This is a genomic window from Natronobacterium haloterrestre, from assembly GCF_900112205.1.
Taxonomy (GTDB): Archaea; Halobacteriota; Halobacteria; order Halobacteriales; family Natrialbaceae; genus Natronobacterium; species Natronobacterium haloterrestre.
In genome coordinates, this window is record NZ_FOKW01000002.1 from 368,133 (window position 1) to 394,390 (window position 26,258).

26 protein-coding genes and 1 pseudogene are annotated in these 26,258 nt (G+C 67.5%); 17 read left to right on the top strand and 10 right to left on the bottom strand.

The window, feature by feature from the left end:
- Positions 1 to 52: 52 nt before the first annotated feature.
- From BM113_RS05825 to BM113_RS05835, 3 genes are all read left to right on the top strand, one after another.
- The gene (locus BM113_RS05825; RefSeq protein WP_089786179.1) at positions 53 to 991 is read left to right on the top strand and encodes an ArsR/SmtB family transcription factor; all 939 of its coding nucleotides are present in this window, start codon (positions 53 to 55) and stop codon (positions 989 to 991) included.
- Between the two features lie 152 nt (positions 992 to 1,143).
- On the top strand, positions 1,144 to 2,610 hold the full coding sequence (gene dnaG / locus BM113_RS05830) for a DNA primase DnaG (protein WP_089786181.1): 1,467 nt from the start codon (positions 1,144 to 1,146) through the stop codon (positions 2,608 to 2,610).
- A gap of 111 nt (positions 2,611 to 2,721) precedes the next feature.
- Entirely contained in the window at positions 2,722 to 2,964 is a 243-nt protein-coding gene (locus BM113_RS05835; protein ID WP_143095810.1) for a hypothetical protein, read from the top strand.
- Between the two features lie 75 nt (positions 2,965 to 3,039).
- Here the strand turns inward: BM113_RS05835 and BM113_RS05840 are convergent, their stop codons facing one another.
- A complete protein-coding gene (locus BM113_RS05840; protein ID WP_007140056.1) occupies positions 3,040 to 4,377 on the bottom strand; it encodes a DUF92 domain-containing protein in 1,338 nt (445 codons plus the stop codon).
- Positions 4,378 to 4,574: 197 nt separating this feature from the next.
- On the opposite strand from BM113_RS05840, the gene BM113_RS05845 reads away from it, so the two are divergent.
- Positions 4,575 to 5,180, top strand: a complete 606-nt coding sequence (locus BM113_RS05845) for an undecaprenyl diphosphate synthase family protein (protein WP_089786185.1) — start codon at positions 4,575 to 4,577, stop codon at positions 5,178 to 5,180.
- Positions 5,181 to 5,202: 22 nt separating this feature from the next.
- Here BM113_RS05845 and BM113_RS05850 read toward each other — a convergent pair whose 3' ends face one another.
- The 6 genes and pseudogenes from BM113_RS05850 to uppS all read right to left on the bottom strand — a co-directional run bounded on the left by BM113_RS05850 (position 5,203) and on the right by uppS (position 11,070).
- Positions 5,203 to 5,505, bottom strand: coding sequence for a DUF8036 family membrane protein (locus tag BM113_RS05850; RefSeq protein WP_089786187.1), 303 nt, complete (start codon positions 5,503 to 5,505; stop codon positions 5,203 to 5,205).
- Positions 5,506 to 5,778, bottom strand: coding sequence for a winged helix-turn-helix domain-containing protein (locus BM113_RS05855; protein WP_089786188.1), 273 nt, complete (start codon positions 5,776 to 5,778; stop codon positions 5,506 to 5,508).
- A gap of 40 nt (positions 5,779 to 5,818) precedes the next feature.
- A pseudogene (locus BM113_RS23010) lies at positions 5,819 to 7,326 on the bottom strand (molybdopterin-dependent oxidoreductase).
- Between the two features lie 4 nt (positions 7,327 to 7,330).
- The gene (locus tag BM113_RS05865) at positions 7,331 to 8,362 is read right to left on the bottom strand and encodes a hypothetical protein (RefSeq protein WP_089786190.1); all 1,032 of its coding nucleotides are present in this window, start codon (positions 8,360 to 8,362) and stop codon (positions 7,331 to 7,333) included.
- Between the two features lie 248 nt (positions 8,363 to 8,610).
- A complete protein-coding gene (locus tag BM113_RS05870) occupies positions 8,611 to 10,059 on the bottom strand; it encodes a hypothetical protein (RefSeq protein ID WP_245757982.1) in 1,449 nt (482 codons plus the stop codon).
- Between the two features lie 66 nt (positions 10,060 to 10,125).
- A complete protein-coding gene (gene uppS / locus BM113_RS05875; RefSeq protein WP_089786191.1) occupies positions 10,126 to 11,070 on the bottom strand; it encodes a polyprenyl diphosphate synthase in 945 nt (314 codons plus the stop codon).
- Between the two features lie 220 nt (positions 11,071 to 11,290).
- Between uppS and BM113_RS05880 the strand changes: the two genes are divergently transcribed.
- The 7 genes from BM113_RS05880 (at position 11,291) to BM113_RS05910 (ending at position 16,622) form a co-directional block, all read left to right on the top strand.
- Positions 11,291 to 11,695, top strand: coding sequence for a DUF5778 family protein (locus BM113_RS05880; RefSeq protein ID WP_007140048.1), 405 nt, complete (start codon positions 11,291 to 11,293; stop codon positions 11,693 to 11,695).
- A gap of 74 nt (positions 11,696 to 11,769) precedes the next feature.
- Entirely contained in the window at positions 11,770 to 12,855 is a 1,086-nt protein-coding gene (gene ahbB / locus BM113_RS05885) for a siroheme decarboxylase subunit beta (protein ID WP_089786193.1), read from the top strand.
- The gene (locus BM113_RS05890) at positions 12,852 to 13,583 is read left to right on the top strand and encodes a precorrin-2 dehydrogenase/sirohydrochlorin ferrochelatase family protein (RefSeq protein ID WP_089786195.1); all 732 of its coding nucleotides are present in this window, start codon (positions 12,852 to 12,854) and stop codon (positions 13,581 to 13,583) included. Before ahbB ends, BM113_RS05890 begins: the two co-directional genes overlap by 4 nt.
- Complete coding sequence (hemA, locus tag BM113_RS05895) at positions 13,580 to 14,983, top strand: glutamyl-tRNA reductase (protein WP_089786196.1); 1,404 nt, start codon at positions 13,580 to 13,582, stop codon at positions 14,981 to 14,983. Before BM113_RS05890 ends, hemA begins: the two co-directional genes overlap by 4 nt.
- Before the next feature lie 118 nt (positions 14,984 to 15,101).
- Positions 15,102 to 15,383, top strand: a complete 282-nt coding sequence (locus BM113_RS05900; protein ID WP_007140044.1) for a 4a-hydroxytetrahydrobiopterin dehydratase — start codon at positions 15,102 to 15,104, stop codon at positions 15,381 to 15,383.
- Positions 15,384 to 15,484: 101 nt separating this feature from the next.
- Positions 15,485 to 15,916 carry an LWR-salt protein gene (gene lwrS / locus BM113_RS05905; protein ID WP_007140043.1) on the top strand — a complete coding sequence of 144 codons (432 nt, stop codon included), beginning with the start codon at positions 15,485 to 15,487 and terminating at the stop codon, positions 15,914 to 15,916.
- A 61-nt stretch (positions 15,917 to 15,977) separates the two neighbouring features.
- Entirely contained in the window at positions 15,978 to 16,622 is a 645-nt protein-coding gene (locus BM113_RS05910; RefSeq protein WP_007140042.1) for an HAD family hydrolase, read from the top strand.
- A 1-nt stretch (position 16,623) separates the two neighbouring features.
- Here BM113_RS05910 and BM113_RS05915 read toward each other — a convergent pair whose 3' ends face one another.
- Together BM113_RS05915 and BM113_RS05920 are read right to left on the bottom strand one after the other, a co-directional pair.
- Positions 16,624 to 17,274, bottom strand: a complete 651-nt coding sequence (locus BM113_RS05915; protein WP_007140041.1) for a helix-turn-helix domain-containing protein — start codon at positions 17,272 to 17,274, stop codon at positions 16,624 to 16,626.
- Between the two features lie 84 nt (positions 17,275 to 17,358).
- Positions 17,359 to 19,215 (bottom strand): molybdopterin biosynthesis protein, encoded by a 1,857-nt coding sequence (locus BM113_RS05920; RefSeq protein ID WP_089786198.1) that lies wholly within the window; start codon positions 19,213 to 19,215, stop codon positions 17,359 to 17,361.
- Between the two features lie 188 nt (positions 19,216 to 19,403).
- On the opposite strand from BM113_RS05920, the gene BM113_RS05925 reads away from it, so the two are divergent.
- The 3 genes from BM113_RS05925 to BM113_RS05935 are packed head-to-tail and all read left to right on the top strand — an operon-like array spanning position 19,404 to position 22,225.
- Entirely contained in the window at positions 19,404 to 20,876 is a 1,473-nt protein-coding gene (locus tag BM113_RS05925) for a sodium-dependent transporter (RefSeq protein WP_089786200.1), read from the top strand.
- Positions 20,876 to 21,193, top strand: coding sequence for a DUF8026 family protein (locus BM113_RS05930; protein WP_089786202.1), 318 nt, complete (start codon positions 20,876 to 20,878; stop codon positions 21,191 to 21,193). The genes BM113_RS05925 and BM113_RS05930 overlap by 1 nt, the downstream gene beginning before the upstream one ends.
- Positions 21,194 to 21,208: 15 nt before the next feature.
- The gene (locus tag BM113_RS05935; protein ID WP_089786203.1) at positions 21,209 to 22,225 is read left to right on the top strand and encodes a proline racemase family protein; all 1,017 of its coding nucleotides are present in this window, start codon (positions 21,209 to 21,211) and stop codon (positions 22,223 to 22,225) included.
- Between the two features lie 6 nt (positions 22,226 to 22,231).
- On the opposite strand, the gene BM113_RS05940 is transcribed toward BM113_RS05935, so the two are convergent.
- The gene (locus tag BM113_RS05940; RefSeq protein WP_089786205.1) at positions 22,232 to 23,452 is read right to left on the bottom strand and encodes an NAD(P)/FAD-dependent oxidoreductase; all 1,221 of its coding nucleotides are present in this window, start codon (positions 23,450 to 23,452) and stop codon (positions 22,232 to 22,234) included.
- 218 nt (positions 23,453 to 23,670) lie between these two features.
- Here BM113_RS05940 and BM113_RS05945 point away from each other — a divergent pair, with 218 nt between their 5' ends.
- The 3 genes from BM113_RS05945 (at position 23,671) to BM113_RS05955 (ending at position 26,235) form a co-directional block, all read left to right on the top strand.
- Positions 23,671 to 24,414, top strand: coding sequence for a helix-turn-helix domain-containing protein (locus tag BM113_RS05945; RefSeq protein ID WP_089786207.1), 744 nt, complete (start codon positions 23,671 to 23,673; stop codon positions 24,412 to 24,414).
- Positions 24,415 to 24,570: 156 nt separating this feature from the next.
- Entirely contained in the window at positions 24,571 to 25,512 is a 942-nt protein-coding gene (locus BM113_RS05950; protein ID WP_089786208.1) for an ABC transporter substrate-binding protein, read from the top strand.
- 6 nt (positions 25,513 to 25,518) lie between these two features.
- Positions 25,519 to 26,235, top strand: coding sequence for an ABC transporter permease (locus BM113_RS05955; RefSeq protein WP_089786210.1), 717 nt, complete (start codon positions 25,519 to 25,521; stop codon positions 26,233 to 26,235).
- Positions 26,236 to 26,258: the final 23 nt, after the last annotated feature.

A 26,258-nucleotide genomic window follows, 5' to 3' on the forward strand; every position in this document is an offset into this window, starting at 1 on the left:
AGGTAGGAAAAGGAGTATAAGTGTTGGAGAGAAAACGAGTAGCGAATCCCATATGGCCCGTCTGTTTCCCTTCCGCTCGGAGACGTCCCCGCAGGAAGGGGCACCCCGCGTCGTCGACCTCGAGGGGGAGGACGCCGACGCGGTCTTCAGCGCCCTGTCCTCGACGACCGCCCGGGAGATCTACTCGCAACTCGATGACCAGCCCGGAACGCCAAGCGACGTCGCCGACGCGATCGACTCCTCGATCCAGAACGTTCGCTACCACCTCGAGAACTTGGAGGAGGCCGGCCTCGTCGAGGTCGTCGACACCTGGTACTCCTCGCGGGGCAACGAGATGAGCGTCTACGCGACGACCGACGGCCCGCTGATCGTCACCAGCGACGAGTCCAAAGCGAGTCAGTTGAAATCGGCTATCTCGCGGTTGATCGGCGGTATCGGGGCGCTGGCCGGCGGTAGTCTCCTCGTCCAGTACGGGCTCTCGAACTGGCTGATGCCCGGCCAGCGGGCGCGACCCGAAGGCGGTGCCGGCGGCGACGCAGCGGCCGTCGACGACCAGGCATCGGGCGACGAGTCGGCGGACAGTAGGGATGCCGAAGTCGATGCGGATGCCGACGCCGAAGCCGACGCCGACGCCGACGGTGAGGCCGGAACCGACGACGCCGGCGACGACGTCGGCATCACGTCCCAGGAGGACGGCGCGGAGGAAACCGAGGACGCCGAAGCCACCGGGGACAGTGGCGACATGGATGCGGCGGATGCACCCGATGCGGGCGCGGACGCCGGCGGCGATCCGGACGTCTACGCGGACGACCCCGGAGCCTACAACGTCGACGATCCCGGCGTGTACGACGTCGACGCCGTCGCCGACGGCGGTGCGGACGCCGTCTTCAACACGATCCCGCCGGGCGCGCTGTTCTTCCTCGGCGGACTCGTCGTGTTGCTCGCGGTGACCTGCTACTGGTACTGGTATCGGTACCGGCCGATGCACTGACCGATCGGCCCCTTCGGACGACCCGAAGCCTCGAGCGCGAATTTCCCCGGATGTCAACAGCTATTTGCCCGTCACGATTCTATCTTACATAAACCGATCTCGCGCGCGACCGCGCCTCTCGCGTCGTTGCCCCTCTCGGGGACGGATCTCCAATGGAAGACACCTCGAAATACCTCATTCACGCGGACGTCACGGCTGACGGGGTCGTCGAGCGGAGCGACGTCGTCGGCGCTATCTTCGGTCAGACGGAAGGCCTGCTCGGCGACGAACTCGATCTCCGGGACCTCCGCCAGTCTCAGAAAGTCGGTCGTATCGACGTCGAAATAGCAAGCACCGCGGGCCAGTCTCACGGCCACCTCACCATCGCAACCAGCCTGGACAAAGTCGAGACCGCGACGCTGGCCGCTGCCCTCGAGACGATCACCCGGGTCGGGCCCTGTCGGGCCGACCTCGAGGTCACCGAGATCGAGGACGTCCGGGCCGCAAAGCGCAAGGAGGTCGTCGAGCGTGCGAAGGAACTGCTCGAGACCGGATTCGACGACAGCGTGATGAGTTCCGAGGAGATCCTCGCGGAGGTCCGCCAGCACGTCCGCGTCGAGGACATCACCGAGTACGAGGGGCTCCCTGCCGGCCCGCGGGTGAGCGACAGCGACGCGATCATCGTCGTCGAGGGTCGCTCCGACGTGGTCACGCTGCTGAAGTACGGCATCAAAAACGCCATCGCGGTCGAGGGGACGAACGTTCCGGACGCCGTCGCGGAACTCACCCGTCACCGGACCGTGACCGCCTTCCTCGACGGCGACCGCGGCGGAGACCTCATCCTCGAGGAACTGGCCCAGGTCGGGGACGTGGACTACGTTGCGTTCGCGCCGTCGGGCGAGTCAGTCGAGGACCTCGACCACCACCAGTTGTTCACCGCGCTCCGGAACAAGGTGCCATACGACACCGTTTCGGGACTGAACGAGCCCCGGGAAGCCATCGCGGCCACCGACGGGAGCACGACGCCGGCGCCGACCGCCGGCGAAGCGGATGCGGAGCCGTCAAGGGCCGAGTCGACGCGTTCGGCGGAGCCGAACGCCGACGGCGAGACGGGGGCCGACACGGAGTTCGCCACCCCGACCTCCCGCCAGCCGTCGACGGTCGGTGCCCGGCCCGGCGGCGACGCGTCGGTCGGCTCCGAGAGCGGCGTCCACGAGGACCGATCGTCGACGGAGACGACGGAAACGGCGGAATCGCCGGCCGATACCGAGGACGAAGGAAAGGCGGATGACGCGGCCGAGGCGACACCCGAAACCGTCTACGGACACGCGAAAGAGGTCGTTCGGGACGGCACCGATCGGGTCCGGTTCCTGGACGCCGACGGTGACGCCCTCGAGGAGGCGGACGCGAACGACGCGTATGACGCCCTGGACGACCTCGAGACGGTTCCGACGACGGTGCTGCTCGACGGCATCCTGAGTCAGCGGCTGCTCGATCTGGCGGCGGATCGTGGGGTCGATCGCATCGTCGCCCGTTCGCTGGGTCAGTTCACGAAGCGGCCGACGAGCGTGCGGATCCACGCGGTCGACGACATCGCTGCGGAGGCGCCGGCGACGGGCGGCGACTCCGACGACGGCTGACGCGAACCGCTACGCTACCGCTGTGTCACTTGTTCGCCCGTGACTCGAGAACCGTTCGCCCGCCGATTCCGGTTCGAGAGGTTGATAGCTCGTCGGGATCGACCGCCGAGTATGTCACCACCACCGGCGGCGGCATGGCTGTTTCTCGGCGCATGGATTCTCATGACGTTCGCGGTGACGAACGCCGCTGGCGGGACGCAGCGACGGTCGCTCGAGGAGCGGCCGGTTCGGACGCCCGCCAGCGAGGACCGAGACCCGGCGACGTCCCCGAACTCGAATTCGAACTCGAACTCGACCGAGTGCACGGGCCAACGACGCTCCGGGGAGGGTGTCGGGAGGCCGGCGGACGACTGACGACTGGGGATCGGCGACTGGGGATCAGCGACTGGCGACTGACAACTGAGCGGAAGCAACGCGCACGACTGCTCGTCACCCGAACGCCGCGAACGAGACGACGAGCAGCGCGGCGACCACCGCGCCCGACAGCGTCGCCAGGAAGTTCACGCTCTGGTTGCCGAGCAGCCGTCCCTCGAGCGTCGCCCCGAGGAGGCTGTCGACGGTCATTCCGACGAAGCCGGCCGCGACCACGATAGCCGCGCCGACGGTATCGACCTCGGGGAACAGCCAGAAGGAGATCCCGGCCACGACAGTCGCGCCCGCGAGACCGGCCAGTTCCCCCTGCCAGGTGACGCCGCCGTCGGTCCCCGGTTCCACGGGCTCTAAGGTCGTGATCAGCCGAGGCGTCTCGAAGACGCTCCCGATTTCGCTCGAGAGCGTGTCGCTCATCGCGGTCGCTACCGAGCCGGTGAAGGCGAACAGGAACAGGTGTGGGTCGGGATCCGCGGGCAGCAGCGTCGCTGAACTGGCGGCGTATCCGAGCACGGCGGCGAGCGCGACGGCAGCGTTCCCCAACACGTTGCCGCTGCCCCGTGCACCGTCGTTGTCCTCGGCGACGCCGAGGTCCCGTTTCCGCTCGTATCGGAACTTCGTCGCGAGGCCGCCGATCCCGAAGAACGAGATGAGGACGACGAACCAGCCGTACCCCCCGAGAACGATCGTCAACAGCCCCAGGAGGACGCCGGTGAGCATCCCAGCCACGGAGGCGGTCTCGAGCGCGTAGGAGACGTAGCCGAGCGCGACCGTGACCGCGAGGGCGGCGACGATTTCGACGGCCCCGAGTGCGGGCTCGAGTTCCGCGAGCAGCCACAGGAGGAGGCCGACCGAGAGCATGACCACGGGGTCGTCGTAGAGCAACAACACGGTACGCAGCAGGGCGGCGAGGAGCGCCCCGCTGGCCGCGAGGAAGACGACCCGTGGGAGCGCCGATTCGACGGCTGCGACGGACGCGTCGACCGCGAGGGTTCCGGACTGGCCGACGACGCCGGCGGCCGTCGCCGCGACCGAGAAGCCGATCACGTGGGCCACGTCGTCGTCCGTTCGCAGGCGGACGGCCTGTTCGCCGAGGTTTCCGTAGCCGACGAGGAAAACGGTCCCGACGAAGATGGCCGTCGACATCGCGGTCCCGACGGCGAGCAGTCCCAGGGCGACGCCCGCGAGAACGAACGTGAGCAGGCCGTAGAGGCGACCGTCCTCGTAGTCCCCCGGGTAGGCGAGGAGATCGAAGAGGGGGCCGTCGGTGACGACGAACGCGCCGAGCAACAACGCAGCGGCGAGTGCCCCCGCGACCTCGGGTCCGAAGAGCGGAACGGCAAGCGACAGCGTACAGAGTGCCGCGAAGACGCCGGCTCGCCGAACGGGTGCTGTCACGATATCGGTCTCTTTCTGTCGGCTTTACTTGAAGGTTCCCGAACTCGTATCGACCGGGTTTTCGGGCGACAGCGCCGGCCTCTCGCAGCTTTCTGTCCTGGCTGTGAGGGCAGGATTCACACGCTCGAGCGCGTCGAGGCCGGAGTCGCGTGGCAAAGAACGTAACGCGTATGATACCGGGCGGGATATCCGGCGGTGTGGGTCTGTACGAACGCTACCTCGCCCTCCGGATTCGCCGCCACGAGGCCGATCCCCCCGACCACGTCGCCCTGGTCATCACCGAACGCGACCTGCTCGAGGACGGGGCCTACGAGACGCTGGCGGACTTCTTCGAGTGGGCGACCGAGTACGCCTCGCTGGTGACCGTCTACGTGAGCGTCCTCGACTCCGAGGCGGTCCCCGCCCTGCGGCGCGAACTCGAGACGATCGACGCCCCGCGGGAGGTGGCCGTTCGTGGTCCCGACGACCGGGCGCCCGCGGACGCGCCGATCCGGGTCGGGATCGGACTGGGTGGCAAACACGAGTTTACCAGCGCAGTGCGGACGCTGGCGGAAAGCGTCGACGAGGGCACCCTCGAGCCCGAGGAGATCGACGACGAGGCGGTCGAACAGCACCTCGTCTTCCCCTCCGAGCCCGATCTCGTCATCAAGACCGGCGCGGAGCGACTCTCCGATTTCATGATCTGGCAGTCGGTTTACTCGGAACTGTACTTCACCGACGTCAACTGGCGGGACTTCCGCAAGCGGGACTTCCTGCGGGCGGTACGGGAGTACTGTAACCGGTCGCGGCGGTTCGGGCGATAGCCCGCGGAGCCGTTTCCCGACGTCACTTCGCGGTGACGTACGTCAGGAAGGCCAGCGCGACGGTCTGGAAGGCTCGAAGGGTTGCGACCGACTGCTGGACGCCCGGCGAGTCGGCGTAGAGCATCCCGCTGCTGAAGAAGAAATAGATCGCGACGATGTTCTCGAGCAGCATCGCGACCCCGAACACGGCCAGCCCTGCGGTCATCTCGGAGCCGAAGGTCCGGTAGTTCCGGATCCAGATGATCGTAAGCACCCCGAGGAGGAGTACGTTCGCTCCCGAGAGGAGGGTCGCGACCATCAGCCAGGGACCCATCGCGGTCTCCATTCACATCGCCTCCAGGACGGTTTCGAACTCCTCGCGGTGTCGCTCGAACCGGTCGGTGAGGAAGTACAGCTTCCCGTACTCGTCGCCGCCGGACTCGATCACGTCGTGTTCCTGTAGCATATCGAGGTGGTGTCTCACTGTATTGTAGTCGACGTCGAGGCACTCCGCGAGTTGATTGGCGTTCCGGGGTCGCTCGTCGAGGGCGGCGATGATGCGTGCACGGTTCTCACCGCCGCGGGTTCCGACGAGGAGGTACCAGAGTGCCTTCTCCATCCGTGCGTGGTCTCGTAACGAGGCACTATGAGTCCGGCGGTCATCCGTTTACGGTCCTGCTGACCCACCCCGTTGCGCCGCTGGGGAACGACTCCGATCGCTCCTCGGGTTGGAGCTCCCCCTCGCCGTCGGTCGCCCGTACCACGACCTCGTGGCTGCCGTCGGGATCGAACTCGTAGCGCCACTGCCGCCACACGTCGTCGCCCGGAAGCGGTTCCGAGAGCTCGGCGTCCGCCCAGCTGTCGCCGCCGTCCGTCGACACCTCGACGCGTTCGATGCCCCGGGTCCCCGCATAGGCGTGGCCGGCCACCTCGATCGTCCCGTCGTCCAGTACGGTGTCGCTCCAGAGTTTGGCGACCGTGTTCACCGGGCCGGTGCCGTGCCAGCCGCGCTGTTCCCAGTAGCCGTCCATCTCCTCGTTCAGCAGTTCGATCTCCTGGAGCCACTTGACGTTCGTCTCTCCCCAGTGACCCGGGATCAGCACGCGAACCGGGTAGCCGTGGGACTGGGGGAGCGACCGCCCGTTCATTCCCCACGCGAGGAAGCCGTCCTCGAGGGCCTCGATCGGGAACTGGACGAAGTAATCGTCCGCCGCGTGGAGCATCGCACACCCGCACTCGCCTTCGGGGTCGGCCTCCTCGAGCAGGGGCTTGATCGGCGTTCCGGTCCAGACGGCGGTGTCCAGCTTTTCGCCGTTCAGGTCCTCGCCGACACACCGGAGGGTCACGAACCGGCGCTCGGTCGGCATCCCGGTCAACTCGTCGAACGTGATCGTGGTGTCGTCGCCGACCTCCCCGGTGATGGTCATCGACCAGTCGTCGGGCGAGAGTTCGGGGTCGAATCCGCGATGTCGACGTTGTAGAACTCGTCGAACGTACTCACGAGCCCCGGGACGTCGCCCTCGATGTCGAGGGCGTTCGCCTCGGCCTGCTCCATCAGCGTCGCTTCGTCGTCCCCGTCGTCCGTCGTTTCGCTCTCGTTTCCTCCCTCGATCTCCTCGAGGGGTTCGCCGCCGGCGGTGTCGTCGTCGGCAGTCAATCGACGGAAGCCGAGAGCCGTGGCGAGGAAGGCCAGCGCGCTCACGCCCGAAACGAGCGCGCGCCGCCGCGACGGATCGTGTTCGGGAGCGGCGACTGGCGTTGCACCGAGGGCGGCAAACGCCAGTACGGGCACCCCGGCACCGATCGCGAGCAGTGGCTCGGCCGTGATCGAGGCCGTCAGACCCCACGCGGCGACGCCGGCCAGGCCGACCCCGACCGCCGGTCGGTCCAGTCGCCGAGCGACGCGGAGTCCCACGACTGCGGCGACGGCGAGCAACCCGACGGCGATGGCGAACGAAAGCGCGATGTGGAGGAGATGTGCCCGTTCGCCGACGTTCTGTATCATCCACGCGACGATCGGGCCCGGCGTGGCCCTGACGACGGCGTCGTCGATCGGGGCGACCAGGAACTCGCGGGAGTAGCCCGTCACCGCGTAGGAGCCGGCGACGCCGGTCAGGCCGGCGAGGGCCGCGAAGACGACTTCCCTGCGGGACGGAGAGGTCGTCATCGGGTCACCCCATCCCCCCGGAGACGACGGGGCAGTTGACGGTCGCGGTGTCGGTCTCGAGGACGGTTGCATCGGTCGCCGACTCGAGGTCCGAAACGTCCCCGAACTCCTCGTTGTCGTAGACGGTGACCGTCCACAGCGGCGAGTACCCCTCGTCCTCCGGCAGCGAGGCGACGACGTTGTGGGTCTGCTCGCTCATCTCCTCTGTCATGAACCCGGACTGGGGCCCGCCGCCGTCCTCGTCGGGGTTCACGTCGAACGAGACGTAGATGGGTGTGGTCGGAACGGTTCCGTCGTCGGTCGCCTCGAGCGGGCGCTCCTCGAAAAGGAAGTAGCTGACGACGGTCCCGTCGTACCAGCCCTCGACCAGTTCCTGGTCTCCGTCCCCGTCCCCGTCCCCGTAGCCGTAGCGTTTCGAGGCCCTGGAACCGTCGGGGACGATCGGGCAGTTCTTGATCGTCTCCGTGGGCGTGATCTCGAAGTCGCCGTCCATCAGTTCGGCCGCGCTCGTCACCGCGTTGGCCTCGTAGTCGTCGGGAACCGTCACCCGGTGGACGTGCCAGAAGTCGTTGTACCCCTCGTCGCCGGGAACTACGCCGACGACGTTGAGCTGGTCCTCGACCGGGTCGCCGTTCTCCCGGAAGAACGCGTAGATGGGCGCGGGGTCGGTCGGCTGTACGTCGAAGTTGTAGTACTCGACGGGTTCGCCGTCCGGCCCGAATCCCTGGGTGACGAACGGACCCTGGTCGAAGTCGATCGGCGCGTCGGGTTCGGGGAGATCGTTGGTCTCGTCGCGGACCATCAACGTCCCCGCGTCCTCGCTGAACCGATCGATCTCCGCTCGAGGCGCGTCGCTCGGGTCCATGGCGGTCGATTCCGCCATGGTGTCGTCGGTCGAGTCGTCCATGGAACCGTCGTCCATCGCGTCGCCGTCGGAGCCGTCACCGTCACCTCCCAGACAGCCTGCCAGTGCGATGATCGTCGCGCCGCTTACGCCGTGTAGGAGCCGTCGTCGCGTCGTGTCTGTCTCGGGCATACCGATTGAGCGGACGGCTACGTCGGGAAAATAGATTTTTCAAGAACGGGTCGAACTCCCTCCGGCTTCGGTGCACATTCCGTCTAGAATTCGTTCGGATTCGCACGGCTGTGAGCGTTCAGATTCGGTTGCAACCGCGCCTCGAGCAACGCGGCAATCCTCGCGCGGGCCCGCCAGCCCGTCCCGTCTGGTTGCGATCGTCACGGAATCCGCCAACACGTAGCCTCGACGTGATGGTGATCGTCCGTTCAGTCTTCCATTCGTCGGACGAGAAGCGACAGCGCGACCAGCAGTGCGGCCACGGTGCCCGTCGAGACGCCGAACCCGGGAACGTCGTCGGCAGGGCTTTCAGCATCCGTCACGTCGGCTGTTGATTCCGACTCCGTCCGGTCCTCCGTGCTACCGTCGGTCCCCTCCGACGTCCCGTCCTTATCGGACATCCCCTCGCGTTCCGTCGCGTTCTCGGCTCCGGGAACGATGGCGGCAGGCGAGCCGATGGGATAGGTCGACTCGACCGCGGCGTGTTCGCGCTCGAGGTGAACGTGGATCTCCTCGTCGACCGGCAGCGTCGGTCGGCCGTTCTCGCCGGGAATCCGCAACGTTTCGGTCGAACGGTCGTCCTGTGGCTCGAGTCCGGCGCTGTAGTACAGTTGCTCCCGATCGGGGCCGGTCACCAGGATCGCTCCGCCGTGGGTGGTCCCGACGTCGAGGGTCAACTCGCGCGTCGGTTCGCCGTCGACGGTCGTCTCGGTCACCTCGGCGACCTCGACGGTCGCCCCTGGCTCCCGTACGACCCCGGAATAAGAGTCGACGACGTCACCGTCGTAGCGTAACTCGAGTTCGTATTCGGTGCCGGGTTCGACGGTCGAGAGGTCCGCCGAGAACCCGTGGTGGTCGGACCAGGGGACCGCCGTCACGGGAACGGTGCGAGTCTCCGTTCCGTTCTCGCCGTCGAGTTCCAGACGGATCTCGGGTTCGGCGTCCCCGTCGCCGGGGACGTTGATTTCGACCTCCCGTCGGACCGCTTCGGTCGGGAGCGGGTCGCCGCTCGAGAGGTGGAGCACGTCGGCTTTCGACTCGTGAAATTCCACGGGCTCGTCCATCGGGTACGGTCTGTACGTCGACCCGAGCGCGATCCCGTACCTGTCTCGGTGTGAGACCGACCGATCGTCGGCGGCCGGCACCGCGGGATCGACGACGAGGTAGGTCACGCTCGCGTTTCGATACGCCGTGGCGTTCTCGGGTCCGAGCGGTATCTCGGTCCGGAGCGTTTCCGGAGTCGGGTTCGTCTGGAAGAGCCGAAGGTGTCCATCGTTCTCCTCCTCGAGCGAGGCGAAAAACCGACCGGTAGATGACGTCGCCGGGTCCGAACCGTCGGAGTCGTTCGCCGGTTCGTGGTGGGACGCCACCCGTTCGTCGTCGATCGCCACGACCAGCGTCTCGCGTTCGAGCATTACGGCCGCGTTTTCGATCGATCCGTCCGCTATTTTACGTTCGATGTCGTCGGCGCTTTGCAGGTCGTCGCCGTCGACGTCCGCTGCACGATAGAACGTGACGGACGGCGACGCGTTCTCCTCGGTCGTATCGGCGGTCGCAGTCCCGGCAGGACTGGCAGCGGCAGGGACCGGTCCGAGAACCACGACGGCGGCGAGACCGAGCAGGAGGACGACCGCAGTCTGGAAGGCAGAGTTACACACGGTCGATAATTCTCCCCTGCTGATATAATAGTCCGGGCTTCTCGAGCGCGACCGGCCACTGCGCCGTCAGTCCGCGATCGGTTCGCCCTCGAGGTCGCCGTCCTCACCGACCGGGAACTCGTCCTCGGCGGGCCGTTCGCCCGTCGGCAGCGAGTCCCGGAACCGGTCGACGACCGAGCGGGCTTCGGGGAGTTCCGTGTCGCCCAGCGCCCCCAGTAGAGCGAGCGCGCGGCGCGCCCGCGTGCGCCGCCAGGACTCCTCGCGGTGCTCGTAGGTGCGGATCCCCCGGAGGAAGTCCGCCTTCGAGAACTCGGGCCAGTAGGGCGTACAGAAGAAGACCGCGGCCTCGTTGCCGTTTGCGTGCCACGGCAGGAAGTTCGAGGTTCGCTCGTCGCCGCCGGTCCGGATGATCAGGTCGACGTCCCGGACGGGCTGGTCGTAGAGCCGCTGTTCGATCGTCTCGACGTCGATCTCCTCGGGCTCGAGTTCGCCCTCATCGACCTCGGTCGCGACGTCGCGGGCGGCCTCGAGCAGCCGGGAGCGGCCGCCGTAGGCGAGGGCGATGTTGAGCACGAACCGGTCGTAGTCGCTGGTGCGCCGTTCGGCGTAGTCGACGGCCTCCTGGACGCGCTCGGGGAGCATTTCGATTTCGCCGATCGCCCGGATGCCGACCTCGTTCTCGTGGACGCGGTCGGCATCGGCGAACTCGCGGAGTTTCTCACAGAGGAGGTCGAACAGTTCCTCGTTTTCCTCGTCGGGCCGTTCGAAGTTTTCCGTGGAGAACGCGTACAGCGTCAGTTCTTCGACGCCGACGTCCTGACACCACTCGAGGACGCGCTCGGTCGTCTGTGCGCCCGCACGGTGGCCCTCGGGGGCGTCGCCGCCCCGCCGACGGGCGTACCGGCGGTTTCCGTCCTGGATCACCGCGACGTGGGTCGGTGCACCGGAGATCTCTCTCGAGAGGACCCGCTCGTAGATCGCGTCGGCGCGCTGACGGAGCCACCGCTTCATCGGCCGAAAGGAAGGGGCCGACGACTATGTGTTTTGCGTGTTACTTTCCGCCAATGAGACGGGTCGACATGGTCTTGCGATACCGACGCCCTCCTGTCGTCGCGTCGCAGAACTGTCCGACCGTCCGGTACTCCACAATCGTTACTACACCCTTCATACGGCCCACAGGCCCCGGGATCGAATCGTGACGGCTATCCGTGCGGCGGTTCTCGTATCGACAATGCCAGACACGATCGACGACGACCTCTATCAGCGGACGAAGGCACTGCTCGAGCCCGGCGAGATCGATCTCAACGGCGCGATCGTCCACACCGACTACGACGGTCAGGACGACGTCAAGATGATGCAGGCGACGATCGACGTCGGGGACGTCATCGCCGAACACTCCGGCTACGATCCGACCGACTGTTTCGTCTACTCGGGCAACGACGACCCCGATTTCTCCTCCAACCAGCACCAGGGGCTCACCCTCGACGACGAGGAGTTCGTCTGGGAGTGTCAGCAGCTGCTGCGCGAGGGGAGCTTCGACATCGTCGTCTACTACCGGGCCAGCGCGGACCACGAGGCGATCCTCGAGGACGTTCGCGAGATGGGCTTCGACGTGACCGGCGTCGAGGGCGACTGAGGACGCACGCGGCCGTCTCCCACGGCGCTGGAGTCGCCGGGCTGTTTTTAGGTACCGCCTCCCGAGGGGCGCGTATGGACACGGACGTCGCCCTCGTCGAGCGCGAGCGGGCGGTCGTCAACGCCTTCCAGGGCGGATTCCCGGTCGCGGCACGGCCGTTCGAACCCGCCGCTGCCGCCCTCCGGGCGCGGGGCGTCGACGTCTCCGCAGGGGAGGTGCTCGGAACGATCCGCGACCTGTCGGAGCGGGAGGTTCTCTCCCGGTTCGGGCCGCTGATCGACGCGGAGGCGATCGGCGGGACCGCGGTCCTGGCCGCGACGTCGGCACCCGACGACAGGGTCGACGAGATCGCGGAGACGATCAACGCCCGCCGCGAGGTGGCCCACAACTACGAACGCGACCACCCGGAGCTGAACCTCTGGTTCGTCGTCTCCGTCGCGGACGCGGACCGCGTTCCGGAGGTGCTGACCGAGATCGAGGCCGCGACGGGCCGCGAGACGTACGCGATGCCCAAGCGACGGGAGTTCGAACTCGAGGCGCGGTTCCCGGTCGACGGGCCGCTGTCGGACGAGTCGCTCGAGATCGGTCCGGGGGCCGACGAGCCCAGTTCGAGCGACACGCCCGCGGACGCCTCGAGTCCCCTCTCGCCGGCGGAACGCGACCTCGTTCTCGAGGTACAGGACGGACTGCCGCTCTCGGAAACCCCCTACGCGGACGTCGCCGCCGCCATCGACCGCGATCCGGACTGGGTTCGCGAGACGATCCGGCGGTTCGACCGGGAGGGGAAGATCCGCCGGGTCGGCGTCGTGCCGAACCACTACGCGCTCGGGTACACGGAAAACGGGATGACGGTCTGGGACGTCCCCGACGACCTCGTCTCCGAGGTCGGGCCGGCCGTCGCGTCGCTTCCGTTCGTCACTCACTGTTACGAGCGGCCGCGCCACGAGGGCGTCTGGTCGTACAACCTCTTCGCGATGGTCCACGGTCGCTCCGAAGGGGAGTGTCGCCGGCGGATCGAGCGTGTCCGCGAGACCGTCGCCGAGTACGGCGACGTACGCGATGACGACTGGGAGACGCTCTTTTCAACGCGAATCTTGAAGAAGACGGGGATTCGACTGACCGAACGCGTCGAAGCGAACACGCGACCAGACACGACATGATCCCCCTCGGTCACGACTTCACGGACGCGACGGTGCTCGTCTTCGGCGGCGGCAGCGTCGGCGCACGCAAGGCCCGCCGGTTCGCCCGCGAAGCGGAGGTGATCGTCGTCAGTCCGGCGTTTACGGACGCTTTCGAGGAGGTGGCGGTGGAGGTGGAGGTGAAGACTGGGAACGGCAGTACCGATCGGTCGGGTACCGTCAGCCGCATCCGGGCCGCGCCCGATCCCGACGAGGTCGGCGACTGGCTCGAGCGGACGACTCCGACCCTCGTCGTCGCGGCGACCGACGACGAGACGCTCAACGACGCGATCGGGGAGGCCGCGCGCGAGCGTGGCGCGCTCGTGAACAGGGCGGATCGATCCGGAACGGGCGACGGCGATCCCGGCCGCGTCGTCGTTCCGGCGACGGTCAGGGAGGATCCCGTCGTCGTCGCGGTCGCCACCGGCGGGACCGCCCCCGCCGTGAGCAAGTACCTCCGCGAGGAACTCGAGGAGACCCTGGCGGGCGCCGGCGAGATGGCGACGCTCTGTGGGGAGTTGCGGACGGAACTGCGGTCGCGGGGAGTGTCGCCGGAGCGGCGACGGGAGGTGGTTACCGACGTCACCAGATCGCCGGAAGTTTGGACAACTTTACGTAGTGGAGACTCCAACCGCCAGCAAGTGATCGAGGACGTGCTCGGCGAGCAACTCGACGACACCGGAACGGGGATGGGAGGTGACCGGGAGTGACGGGTACCGGCGTCATCAGCGCAGCGCGGGTCACCCACGACAGCGGTAGTGTCGACGACCTCGCGGACGCCAGCCCCGACGCGCAACGCGACGCGGTTGCCGACCTCTGCTCGCTGCCGGAGATCGACGAAGCATACGTCCTCTCGACGTGTAACCGGGTCGAGGCCTACGTCGTCGGTCCCGACGCGGCGGTCGGGCGGGCCGCACTCGAGGAGTTCTTCGCCGGCGTCGACGACGACGCGATCGTCAGGACCGGCCACGACGAGAGTCTTCGACACCTCCTGCGGGTCGCGGCCGGCCTCGAGTCGGTCGTGCTCGGGGAAGACCAGATCATGGGGCAGGTCCGTGACGCCTACGAGGACGCCCGGAACGCCGGCGGGATCGGCCCGATGCTCGACCCCGCCGTCACGAAGGCGATCCACGTCGGGGAACGTGCCCGCACCGAGACCGAGATCAACGAAGGCGTCGTCTCCCTGGGGTCGGCGGCGACGCGACTCGCCGCCAAGGAACGCGACCTCGAGGGTGCGGCCGCACTGGTCGTCGGCGCGGGCGAGATGGGCCGGCTCGCTGCGCGGAGCCTCGCCGATGCCGGCGTCGCGGAGCTGTCGGTCGCGAACCGAACGCTCGCGCGGGCCGAAGCGCTCGCGGACAAGCTGGCGAGCGACGCCGGTGCCGACGAGGACGGGGACACTGGAACCAGCGCGCTTTCCCTCGAATCGGTGCCGTCGGCCGCACCCGAAGCCGACATCGTCGTCGCGGCGACGGGAAGTGACGAGCCGGTGATCGAACCCGGCCATCTCTCGGATTCGGAACCGACGGCGCAAGCGGAGGCCGACGTCGAACGCGTCGTCGTCGACCTCGGCCAGCCCCGCGACGTCGCGCCCGCCGCGGCCGACCTCCCGACGGTGGCCGTCTACGACCTCGACGACCTCGAGTCGGTCACCGAACGGACCAGACGGCAGCGGGCCGAGGCGGCCCGCGAGGTCGAGGAGATCGTCGAACGGGAGTTCGACCTCCTCCTCGAACAGTACAAGCGGGCGCGGGCCGACGAGGCCATCGCCGCGATGTACGAGTCCGCCGAACGGATCAAGCAACGCGAACTCGAGAAGGCGCTGTCCAGGCTCGACGACGACCTCTCTCCCTCCCAGCGCGAGGTCGTCGAGTCGATGGCGGATACGCTGGTGTCTCAACTGCTCGCCCCGCCGACGACGAGCCTGCGGGAGGCGGCAGCCGAGGACGACTGGGAGACGATTCACACCGCCTTACAGCTGTTCGATCCGCACTTCGGCGACGACGTCGAGGTCGCGGCCCTGCTCGACGCGGGTGCGAACGCGATGGAGTCGGAGGGCGAGGCCGAGACCGCGGGCACGGACCTCATCCACGTGACCGACGACGATTGATACGAACGCCCCCGACGCGTTGTCGGTTCTGACGGCTGTTTCCTGCCGGTTCGACTTAATTGTCGGCCGGGACGACCTTGGCATAATCGTTATCTGGTTGGCTTGCGTTGACACGGATATGGCCGACCTACTCTCAGACGACGAGATCGACGCACAACTGCCCGACGAGTGGACTCGAGACGGCGACGAAATCGTCCGTACCTACGAGTTCGACGACTACCTTCACGGGGTCAATTTCGCGCAGATGGTCGGCGAGATCGCGGAATCGCAGTTCCACCACCCGGAGATCGTCATCCGGTACAAGGAGGTCGAGATCCGGCTGACCTCCCACGAGGAGGGTGGCATTACCGATCAGGACGTCGAGATGGCCGAACTGATCGAGTCCGAGCGCGAGGCCTGAGCGGCGACGGGAACCGTTCGAGGGGGCTCGAGGGAAGTCCCCGTCGCGACCGGGCGATGCCGGCGAAACGCACACCCGCACCGATCTAGTACACTGTACCCATGCACGCCAGCTACGTCTTCCGCGTCACCGTCCGCCTCGAGAGCGAAGCGCCGTCGGTCTCGATCGATCCGGCGTCGGCCCGGACCGAACTCACCGTCCACCGGGATGCGCCCGAACCGGGGGCCGACGGCTGGCTGTTCTTCCGGACCACGCTCTGGCGGGGCGACGTCGCCGACGAGGAGTACGCGCGACGGCTCGCGGCCGAGTGGCTCGGCGGCGACGACGCCGACCCGGCGGGGACCGACGCCGCAGGCGGGCTCCCCTTCGAGGTCGAATCCGTCGCCTTCAGCGAACTCCGGACCGACGAGGCCTACTACGAGGCGTTCAAACGCGAGATCGCGGCCGATCTCGAGACGTTCAACGCCGAGCACGTCTCGGAAGTGCTCTCGAAGTATCTCGGCTCGAGCATCCGGGTGACCGACGGCTCGTGACCGACGGCAGTGCCCTCGATCGGTACACATAAACTTCGCAAACCCGTAGCTGTGTGTCCCGATGGTCTCCGAGTACGATTTCTGGCTGCTCGACCTCGACGGCACGCTGGTCGACGTCGAGTGGTCGTACACCCGCGACGTGTTCGACCGGGTCGGTGACCGGCTCGGATACCGCTTCAGCGACCGCGAGGCCGAGATCATCTGGAACGGGCTCACCGGCTCCCGGGACCACCAGCTCCGCGAGTGGGGGCTCGATCCCGGGGAGTTCTGGGAGGCGTTCCACGCCGAGGAGGACCCCTACGTCCGGGCCGAACAGACCTTCCTGCACGAGGACGCCGAGTTCGTCGGCGACCTCGAGGAACCCGTCGGCCTGGTCACGCACTGCCAGGAGTTCCTCTGTGAACCCGTCCTGGACGAACTCGGCATCCGCGACTGGTTCGACGCCCGGCTTTGCTGTACCGAGGAGACGGGCTGGAAGCCGGACCCGACGCCCGTCCAGCGGGTCATGAACGACCTCGGCGTGGGCCACAATGGCCACCGCGGCGTGCTGGCGGGTGACGGTGCCTGCGACGTCGGCGCGGCCTGGAACGCCGGACTGGATGCCATCCACGTCGAGCGGATCGGCCACGAACGGCGCGGCCAGTGCGTGCTCGGAGACTACCGCGTCCGCTCGTTCGACGAACTCGACCACCCCTACTTCGCGTGAGCTACGGCGGTCGACTCGCCGACTCGAGTTCGTCGTTGACCAGCGTTTCGTAGGCGCGTCGGAACCGCTCCGACAGTGCCTGGTGTGAAATGCCGAGTTCGTTCGCCAGCTCCTCCATCGACACCTGGCGCGGAATCTCGAAGTAGCCGTACTCGAGCGCAGCTTCGAGGGCTTCCCGCTGTTCTGGGGTCAGCCGGCTGTCGACCTCCGATTGCTCCGGGACGTCGCTAACCCGCCGGAGGTCGGCGTCGATCCCTCGGTCGACGAGGCGGTCGTACCCTTCACAGAGCCCGTCCCGGTCGGGAAACCGGACTTTCATCTGCCACCAGCCGTTCGATCCCCAGGCCTCGAGCAGCGAACTCCCGTCGACGAGCAACTCGTCGTAGAGCCTGTTCAGCCCCTCGTTCTCGGCGAACCGGACGTCGAACAGCAGTCGCTGGTCGGTCTCGACCAGCAGTTCGGACGACCGGACCGACGGATCGACGTCGAACGCCCGTTCGATCCGCTCGCGACCGACGTCGGTGACCCAGAGGGACGGCCGGTTCTTCGAGACCGACGACTCGAGTTCGACCGTCACCTCGGGGGCGCGCTCGAACGTCTCCTCGAGCGTCGTGTCCGCGGCCGATAGGCGGAGTTCCGCTATCGTCGACATCACGACACGTACACCGCCGAGGACCAAAAATCGCTTTTCACGGCTTATTAACCGTCAGGGATTCCGACGGATCCGACGAGGGACCTACTCGAGATTCGATTCCAGCGTCCGCTCGAGTTCGCGTACGCCCGCTTTCTCGACGCGGTCGGGGTTCGCGAGGACGCGCACCTGCTGGTCGCCGAGGGGGACGAACTCGAGGTCGAGCCTGTCCGCGGTTTCGGCGAGCCCGAGGCCGGCGTCCGCCTCGCCGGCGATGACCTTCCGGGCGGGGCTCTCGTGGGCCCGCAGGGCGACCTGGAAGCCGTCGATCGCCTCGACGACCTCGTGTCTGTCGACGCCGCGTTGCTCAGCGAGATCGGCGACGGCCGCCCCGAGGCTCGCGCGCAGTCCGGAGTCGGTCGTCCGATTGACGAAGCGGAGGTCGCGGTCGACCAGGTCCGCGATCCCGGAGACGTCGTCGGGGTTGCCGGGCGGCACGAGCAGCCCCCACTCGCGGTCCCAGCCGCCGATCGCGTCGGCGTCGACCTCGGTTTCGCGCTCGAGCGGACCGGCGACGACGGCCACGTCCGGGACGCCGTTGCGGAGTCGCCGCAGTGCCGGCCGGGAGCCGACCGAGAGATACCTGGGGTTCTCGAGACGGTCGAGCATCCGGTTCAGCGTCGGATCGTCTTCGCCGACGCCGAGCAGGGTCGGCGGCCGGACGTCCGGCGAGAACAGCCGGACCGTTACGGACTCGCCGGCCTCGAGGTAGTCGGTCGCGGGGTCGACTTCGACGACGCCATCGGCCTCTGCGAGGCTGGTGGTCGCGCCGCTTCCTTTGTCGACGGGGTAGACGAGCGTCTCGCCGTCGCCATCGGCCACGACACCGACGGGCATCAGCCGGAGTCGACCCTCGCCGTACCGCTCCTCGACGGCCATCCGACCCTCGAGGGTGGCCGCCTCGGGCTCTGGAAGCCCCGCAGCCTCTCGGATCGCCGGCGCGACGAAGGTTCGGAACACCATCATCGCGGAGACGGGGTAGCCCGGGAGGCCGACGTAGGCGGAGTCCTCGAGGCGACCGACCAGCATCGGCTTGCCGGGTTTGACGGCGACCCCGTGAAGCAGGAGTTCGCCGCCCTCCTCGATCACGTCGTAGATGACGTCGACCGCGCTGGCGCTGGTCGACCCGGAGGAGAGCACGAGGTCACACTCCCGGGCGGCCTCCCGGAGGACGCGCTCCATCTCCTCGCGGTCGTCGCCGGCGTGGGGGTAGAGGACGGCCTCGCCGCCGGCGTCCTCGACGCCCGCGGCGATCGTGTAGCTGTTGACGTCGTAGATCTCGCCGCGGGCGCTGTTCACGTCGTCGCCGGGGCGGACGAGTTCGTCACCCGTGGAGACGATTCCGACCCGCGGCCGTGCCCGGACGGGAACCTCGTCGATCCCGAGCGCCGACAGCAGGCCGATGTCGCGGGGCGTAATCCTCGTTCCGGGCCCCAGCGCGCGCTCGCCTGCGGCCACGTCCGCACCGGCGAACATGACGTTGTCCCCGGGGGCGACCGACGTCCGCACCAGTACGTCCGACCCCTCCGTGTCGGTCCGCTCGACGGGCACCATCGCATCCGCACCCGCGGGCATCACCGCTCCCGTCGAGATTTCGACGGCCTGTCCCTCCTCGAGGTCGGCGTCGGGTTCCTCGCCGGCGTGTACCTCGCCGACCACCTCGAGGCGCGCGGGGTCGGCCTCGTCGGCCCCGAACGTGTCCCGCGCTCGCAGCGCGTAGCCGTCGAGGCTCGCCCGGTCGAACCCCGGCACGTCCAGTTCTGCGTCGAGGCGGGCGGTGAGCACCCGCCCGCGGGCGTCGGCGAGCGACACCCGTTCGACGCCGCCCTCGAGCGACAGCGAGTCGATTGCCTCCCGCGCTTGTGCGGGGGAGGCGAGGTCGCGAAACTCCTTGCGGTCCATACCGTCCCCTTCGGGACGGGGGGCTAAAAACGTCGTTCGACGCCGCCGTCGGCACCCTCGAGGGGACGTCACTTCCCGCTCGCTCTCTGGCCGCGAAGTTCGTTTCCGGGCCGGAGCCGGGCCCGGCCCCGACCATGGGAGACACCCCAGCTATCAGCCTCTGTTAGTTCAGTACGGTATGGTCACACATGACGTCCAATGATGCAAAGACCGCTCGAGCCGAGTGGGGCACTCGGTTCGGCTTCCTGATGGCGATGATCGGCGCCATGGTCGGCGCTGGAAACATCTGGCGGTTCCCGTACGTGATGGGGGAGAACGGCGGCGGCGCGTTCGTGCTGGCGTTTCTCTCCCTCCTGTTCGTCCTCGCGGTGCCTGGCCTGATGGCCGAAGTGGCGCTCGGACGGTACTCCCAGAAAGGCGTCATCGGTGCGTTCCGAGAGGTGCTCGGGCCCGGCGGGCTGGTCGGGTTCGGGGTCGTCGTGTTACTGGTCAACGTCGCGTTGATGTCGTATTACTCGCCGCTGATCGGGTGGACGCTGTACTACGCGGTTCACTCGATGCTGTTCTCGTTCACCGCGTCGGGCTTCGAACCCGCGACGTTCATGAACGACTTCTTCGCGAACTCGGCGCTGATGATCGGCCTCCACACCGTCGTGATGGGGTCGATCGCGGCCGTCCTCCTGCTGGGCATCCGGCGTGGCGTCGAGCGACTCGTCGTGTACGCGGTGCCGGCGCTTGTGATCTCGCTGGTCATCATGACGATCCGCGGGCTGACCCTCGACGGTGCGGCAGAAGGTATCGCCTTCACCTTCGGCATCCAGTGGGAGTACCTCACCTACAGCGACACCTGGATCGCCGCACTCGGCCAGGCGCTGTTCTCGACGGGCCTCGGTTGGGGGATCGCGCTGACGGTCGGGAGCTACCTGCGGGAGTACGACGACGTGCCGCTGGGTGGCGGCGTCTTCACCGCCATCGGCGAGTCCAGTATCGGCATCCTCGCCGCGCTGGCGATCTTCCCCGTCGTCTTCGCCGTCGGGCTCGAGCCGGACGCGGGCGCGGGGCTCGCGTTCGTGTCGCTGGTGCAGGTCTTCCCGGAGATTCCGCTCGGCGGGATCGTCGCGATCCTCTTTTTCGTCGGGTTCTTCCTCGCCACCTTCACGTCAGGGGTGATCATCACAGAGGTGGGCGTCACGACGCTGGCCGAGGAAACCAGACTCTCCCGGAACCAGACCGTTCTCGGGCTCTGTGGTACGATCTGGCTGATCGGGCTGCCGAGCGCCTACTCCGTCGACACCCTCGACTACCTCGACTTCGTCTTCGGCAACTGGGGGCTGCCGCTGGCGACGCTCGCGATCATCGGCGTCATCGGCTGGGTGATGGGGCCGGAACGGCTACGACTCCTGGCGGTGAACCGCAACGCCGGGATCTTCGTGGGTCGCTGGTGGAACCCGGTCATCAAGTTCGTCGTGCCCGCGGTGATGCTGTTCATCATGGGGTACTCGGCCTACGACTCGTTCGGCACCCCCGAGATGTACGGGGGCGTCGCGGTCGTCGTCGCCCTGCCGATCATCGGCTACGTCGTCATGTCGGTGACCGAGCAGCGAGAACGGGGTGGCGGCGGCCAGTCCGAACCCGCAGACGTCACGGGGGGTGATGACTGATGGCGCTGACGGCCGAGGTCGTCGGCATGCTCGCGTTTACCCTGCTGGCGTTCTGGGGGGTCGCCTCCTGGGCGCTCGTCAGAACCATGCGCCAGGAGAGCCGAAAAGTCGAGATCCTCGAGCACCAGGACCGGATGGACACCTACTCGCCGCGGGCGCTCGAGCAACTCCGCGAGTGGATCGAGGCGAACCCGAACGATCCGCTCGTCGACCGGGCCCGCGAGCAGTACAACGAGTGTGTCGATGCCCTCGAGGAGACCGACAGGCAATTCTACGACTGGAGCGACGACGAGATCCGGTCGCTCGAACGCCTGTAACTCCCCGGACGACCCATGCAAAGCGACATCGCGGTCGAGACGATCGACACCCACACGGCCGGCGAACCGACCCGGATCCTCACGGACGGCATCGACAGGGCACGGATCCGGGGTGGCGACGTCGGCGAGCAACGGGATCGGTTCGCGACCCACTACGACTGGCTGCGCGAACTGCTGATGTGCGAACCGCGTGGCCACGCCGACATGTTCGGCGCGGTACCGACCCTCCCCAACGCGCCGGAGGCCGACCTCGGCCTCTTCTTCATGGACGGGCAGGGGTACCTGGACATGTGCGGCCACGGGACGATGGGCGCCGTCACGGCGCTGATCGAGACCGGACGGCTCGAGCCCGCCGACCGCATCGTCGTCGAAACCCCGGCCGGACTCGTCGCGACGTCGCCGACGGTGACGGACGGTCGCGTCGAGGACGTCACTGTCAGGAACGTTCGGTCGTACGTCGCGGACCAGTGTGAACACACGATGACGACGGGTGAAGCGGACGAGCCCCGGTCGCTCTCCGTCGACGTCGTCTCCGCCGGTAACGCCTTCGCGCTCGTCGACGTCGCGGACCTCGATCTCGACCTCGAGGTATCGCCCGAGAACGCCGATACGTTCGTCGACCTCGGGCTCGAGATCCGCCGACGGCTGAACGAGAACGGCGGGATCGTCGACCCGCTCGCGGGAACGCGGCGACGCGTGTCGATCGTCGAGTTCTACGAGTCCGGGCCGTCAGCCGACCGGAACGTCGTCGTCTTCGGCGACGGCCAGGTCGATCGTTCGCCCTGCGGGACCGGAACCTGTGCGAAGATGACGCTGTTGCACGCACGGGGCGACCTCGAGGTCGGGGAGCGGTACCGTTACGAGAGCCTGATCGGGAGCGAGTTCACGGGCCGGCTGCTCGAGGTCGAGCACCGGGACGGCGTGGCGGTGACGACCCCCGAGGTGACGGGGTCGGCCTACATCACCGGGCGGCACACGTTCCTCGCCGACGCCCGGGACGAACTGGACGGGTTCACGCTGTCGGACGCGTAGCCCCGGTCAGATGTAGTCGTCCGGCAGCCCGTTCCCCGCCGGATCGTCCGCGAACCGGTCGAGCGAGAAGTACTCGAGATCTATCTCGACGTCCCCCAGGGTCGGTTCCTCGCCGCGGACGAGCCCCGAGACGAGCGAGCCCACCGCTGGCGCGTGCTTGAATCCGTGGCCGGAGAACCCGCAAGCCCAGTAACAGCCCTCGGGTCCAGCCTCGTCGATTACGAAGTCGTGGTCCGGCGTCGTCGAGTAGACGCCGCAGTAGGTCCCCTTGATCCCGGCCTCGGCGAGTTCCGGGATCACCTCCTCGAGGTTCTCGACGAGCTCGAGCATCGTCTCCTCGTCGGGCTCGTCGTCGTAGTGGTCCGGGTCGACTTCCTCCGCGTATCGGTGGGTCGCGACCAGCACGCCGTCGCCGAAGTCGGGGCGGATGTACCACTCGCCGTCGGGGAGGCTGGTCGTCGGGGTTAGCGAGGGATACGTCTCCGCGTAGTCGGTCGGCGGATCGAGCAACACGATCTGTTCGCGAACGGGCGTGATCGGGACGTCGACGCCGACGGTCTCGGCGAGTCGCGGCGTCCACGGGCCGGCCGCGACCACGACCTCGTCGCAGTCGACGGTCCCCGCTTCCGTTCGGAGGCCGGTGACCTCGCCGTCTTCGGTCCGGACCTCGGTGACTGCGACCCCGGTGACGACGTCGACACCGCGCTCGCTCGCCCCGCGGGCGAACCCGAGGGCGACGTCCGACCCGTCGGAGTAAGCGGCCGAGTCGTCGCTGACGGCAATGTCGAACTCGCTTGCCCCCCGGTACATCGGGTACTCCTCGACGATGGCCTCCCCCCGGTGGACCGACACGGGGATGTCCCGGCTCGAGAGCGCCTCGTACCCGTCACGGGCGTACTCGCCGCCGGGTGTTCCCTCGTCGGCGAACCTGACGAGCGGGCTCCCTTCGTAGGCGATTCGCGCGCCGACCTCGTCGTCGAACGAGCGGAAGAACTCGTGGCTCCACCACGCCATGTCGGTGTAGATCTCCTCGTCGCCGTAGTGGTGTCTGAGAATCGCCGAGGAGTCGCCCGTCGAGCCCGCCGCGAGCCCGTCCCGCTCCAGGAGGGTCACCGATCGATCCGACTCGCGGGCGAGGAAGTACGCGATACTCGTTCCCATGACCCCGCCGCCGACGACGGCGACGTCCGTGCTGTCCGGCAGCGTGGCGGCGTCTTCCTCGGTCATGGGCACCCCTCCGTTCGCTCGGCAGTCGGTCCGCACTTCTCGATTTCTGTGGGCGTCTGGCGGCGATTCCGTCCGAATCGTTGCTCGTCGTTCATTCGTCTAACCGGGGCCTTGCTCCCAGTACACATATACCACGTCCCTCACATGGGCGACTGTCTGGGGTGTGAATGTATACCATATGCTTAAGCCAGTCACGCTCGTTCAATTATGGGACGACGATGACCCAGAATGCGCCCCCTGGATCGGACAACGACCACAGTCGTGATTCGGGGATCAGGTTCACCCTCGAGGTCTGGCATCCCGACTGCTGGACCCTCGAGGTGACCGAAGCGACCGATGCCAGCCTGATCGCACACACGGTGTACAACGAGGACGGACACGTGGTCAAAGGGCACTTCACCGCCTACGGGGAGACCGAGGCGTCGATCGACGACCTCGTGGCGGCCACGCGGGCCTCCGCCCTCACCGACTCCGTCTCGGTGATGGAGCGCCGGCACGGGGGTGACCGCCACGGACCAGTGCGAGGCAAGCCGACGACCGAACTGTTCGTCGAGTACGACTCGCGCAACACCATCAGCGACGCCCTCCTCACGGGCGGGTTCTATCAGGAGGCGCCCGTCCGGATCCAGGGCGGACGGGAGTACTGGCCGCTGTTCTTCGAAACGGACGACCGCGAATTGCTGGCCGACCGCCTCGACGCCCTCCGGGACGAGTACGACGCGGAGATCACCGTCCGTCGGGTACACTCCGACAACAGGAGCGCGACCGACGTCTCCCATCGGACCGACTCGCTCTCGCAGCGCCAGCGCGAGATCTTCGATCTCGCCTGTGAGCGGGGGTACTACTCGTGGCCGCGCGAGGTGACGACGCGTGAACTCGCCGACGAGGCGGACATCTCGAAGACGACGCTGCTCGAGCACCTCCGCAAGGCGGAGTCGAAACTGCTCGATCCGACGGACTGACGGCAGTTCAGTCCACGATCGGCCGCTTTTTCCGCACTCCAGATAACCCGTTTCGGTTACCCTCGGCCGCCGAGCGTCCACCTGTCCGGCTCGAGAAACGTGATCCGGTTACGTGCTATCCAAAGCTATTTCTCTCCACCGTTCGTCGTAGTATCTATGACGATACAACGCCGCGGGTTCCTCGCCGCCATCGGGGGTGGGGCGACCGCCGCGCTCGCCGGATGTACGGCACTCAGCAGTGACGGCGGCGAGGAAGCGGGTCCGGAAATCGAAGGCGAGACGCTGACGCTGACCACGACGACGAGCACCTACGACACCGGGCTTCTCGACGAACTCAACGCGCCGTTCCAAGACCGGTACGGCGTCACCGTCGACGCCGTCGCACAGGGGACTGGAGCCGCCCTCGAGACCGCACGGAACGGCGATTCGGACGTCGTGATGGTTCACGCACGTTCGCTCGAGGACGAGTTCATGGAGAACGGCTACGGGGTCAACCGGCGCGACCTCATGTTCAACGACTTCGTCCTCGTGGGGAGTCCGGACGACCCCGCCGGGATCGAAGGCAGCGACGAGGCGACCACCGCAGTCAGCGCTATCGCGGAGTCGGAGTCGGCGTTCGTCTCCCGCGGCGACAACTCCGGGACGCACACGAAAGAACTCGCGATCTGGGACGCAGCGGGACTGGGCCCCGAGGACTTCGGCGAGTGGTACACGGAAGCCGGCCAGGGGATGGGCGAAGTCCTGGTCCAGGCCGACCAGCAGGGCGCGTACACGCTCGCCGACCGGGGGACATACCTCTCGATGCGGGACGAACTCGGCCTCGAGATCCTCGTCCAGGGACCGATCGAGGGCGGGCCGGAACTCCTGATGAACCCCTACGGGATCGTCGCGGTCAACCCGGCGGTCCACGACCACGTCAACTACGACCTCGCGATGGCCTATATCGGCTACGTCACCGGCCCCGAGGGCCAGGAGATCATCGAGAACTACACGTCAAACGGCGAACAGCTGTTCTTCCCGGAAGCCCTGTCGGAGAACCCGAACTTCCGACAGTACGTTCCGGAAGAATGGGAGTGGAGCGACTCCGACGACGAGTAACTGAACATGCCGCTCGAGCCCGCGCTCCTGCCGATCGCCGACGTCCCCTTCGAGTGGACTTACGTCCGCAGTATCATCGAGGTCTCGCTGTACGTGAGTCTCGTCGCGGTCGCGCTGAGCACGCTGTTTAGCCTCCCCGTCGCGTTGCTGGTCGGCTTCAAGGAGTTCCCGGGCAAGGGGGTACTCACTTCGTTGATCAACACCGGCATGGGGTTCCCGAGCGTCGTCGTTGGCCTCCTCGTGCTGTTTGCGGTCTCCAACCAGGGGCCGCTCGGGGAACTGAACCTCGTGTTCACCCGCGAGGCGATGATCATGTCCCAGTTCGTGCTCGCGACGCCGGTCATCACCGGCGTCAGCCTCGCCGCGGTCGACGCCGTCGAGGAGAACGTCCGCGACGCCGCGTTCGCGATGGGCGGAACCAGGTTCGACGTGGCGCTCGTGACGATCAAGGAGGCGCGCTACGGTATCGCGACGGCCGTGCTCGCGGGGTTCGGCCGCGCGATCAGCGAGGTCGGCTCCGTCCTCATCGTCGGCGGCAACATCGTCGGTCCCGAGGGCCACTCGAAGACGCGGACGCTCACGACCGCGATCCAACTCGAGGCGCGCCAGGGACGGTTCGAGACCGCGCTGCTCCTGGGGGCGGTCCTGGTCGCCCTGGTGTTGCTCGTCAACGCTATCGTGCTCCGGTACGGGAACGGAAACGACGGAGGGCGGTACCGATGATCGACGGACACGCCGGGACGACC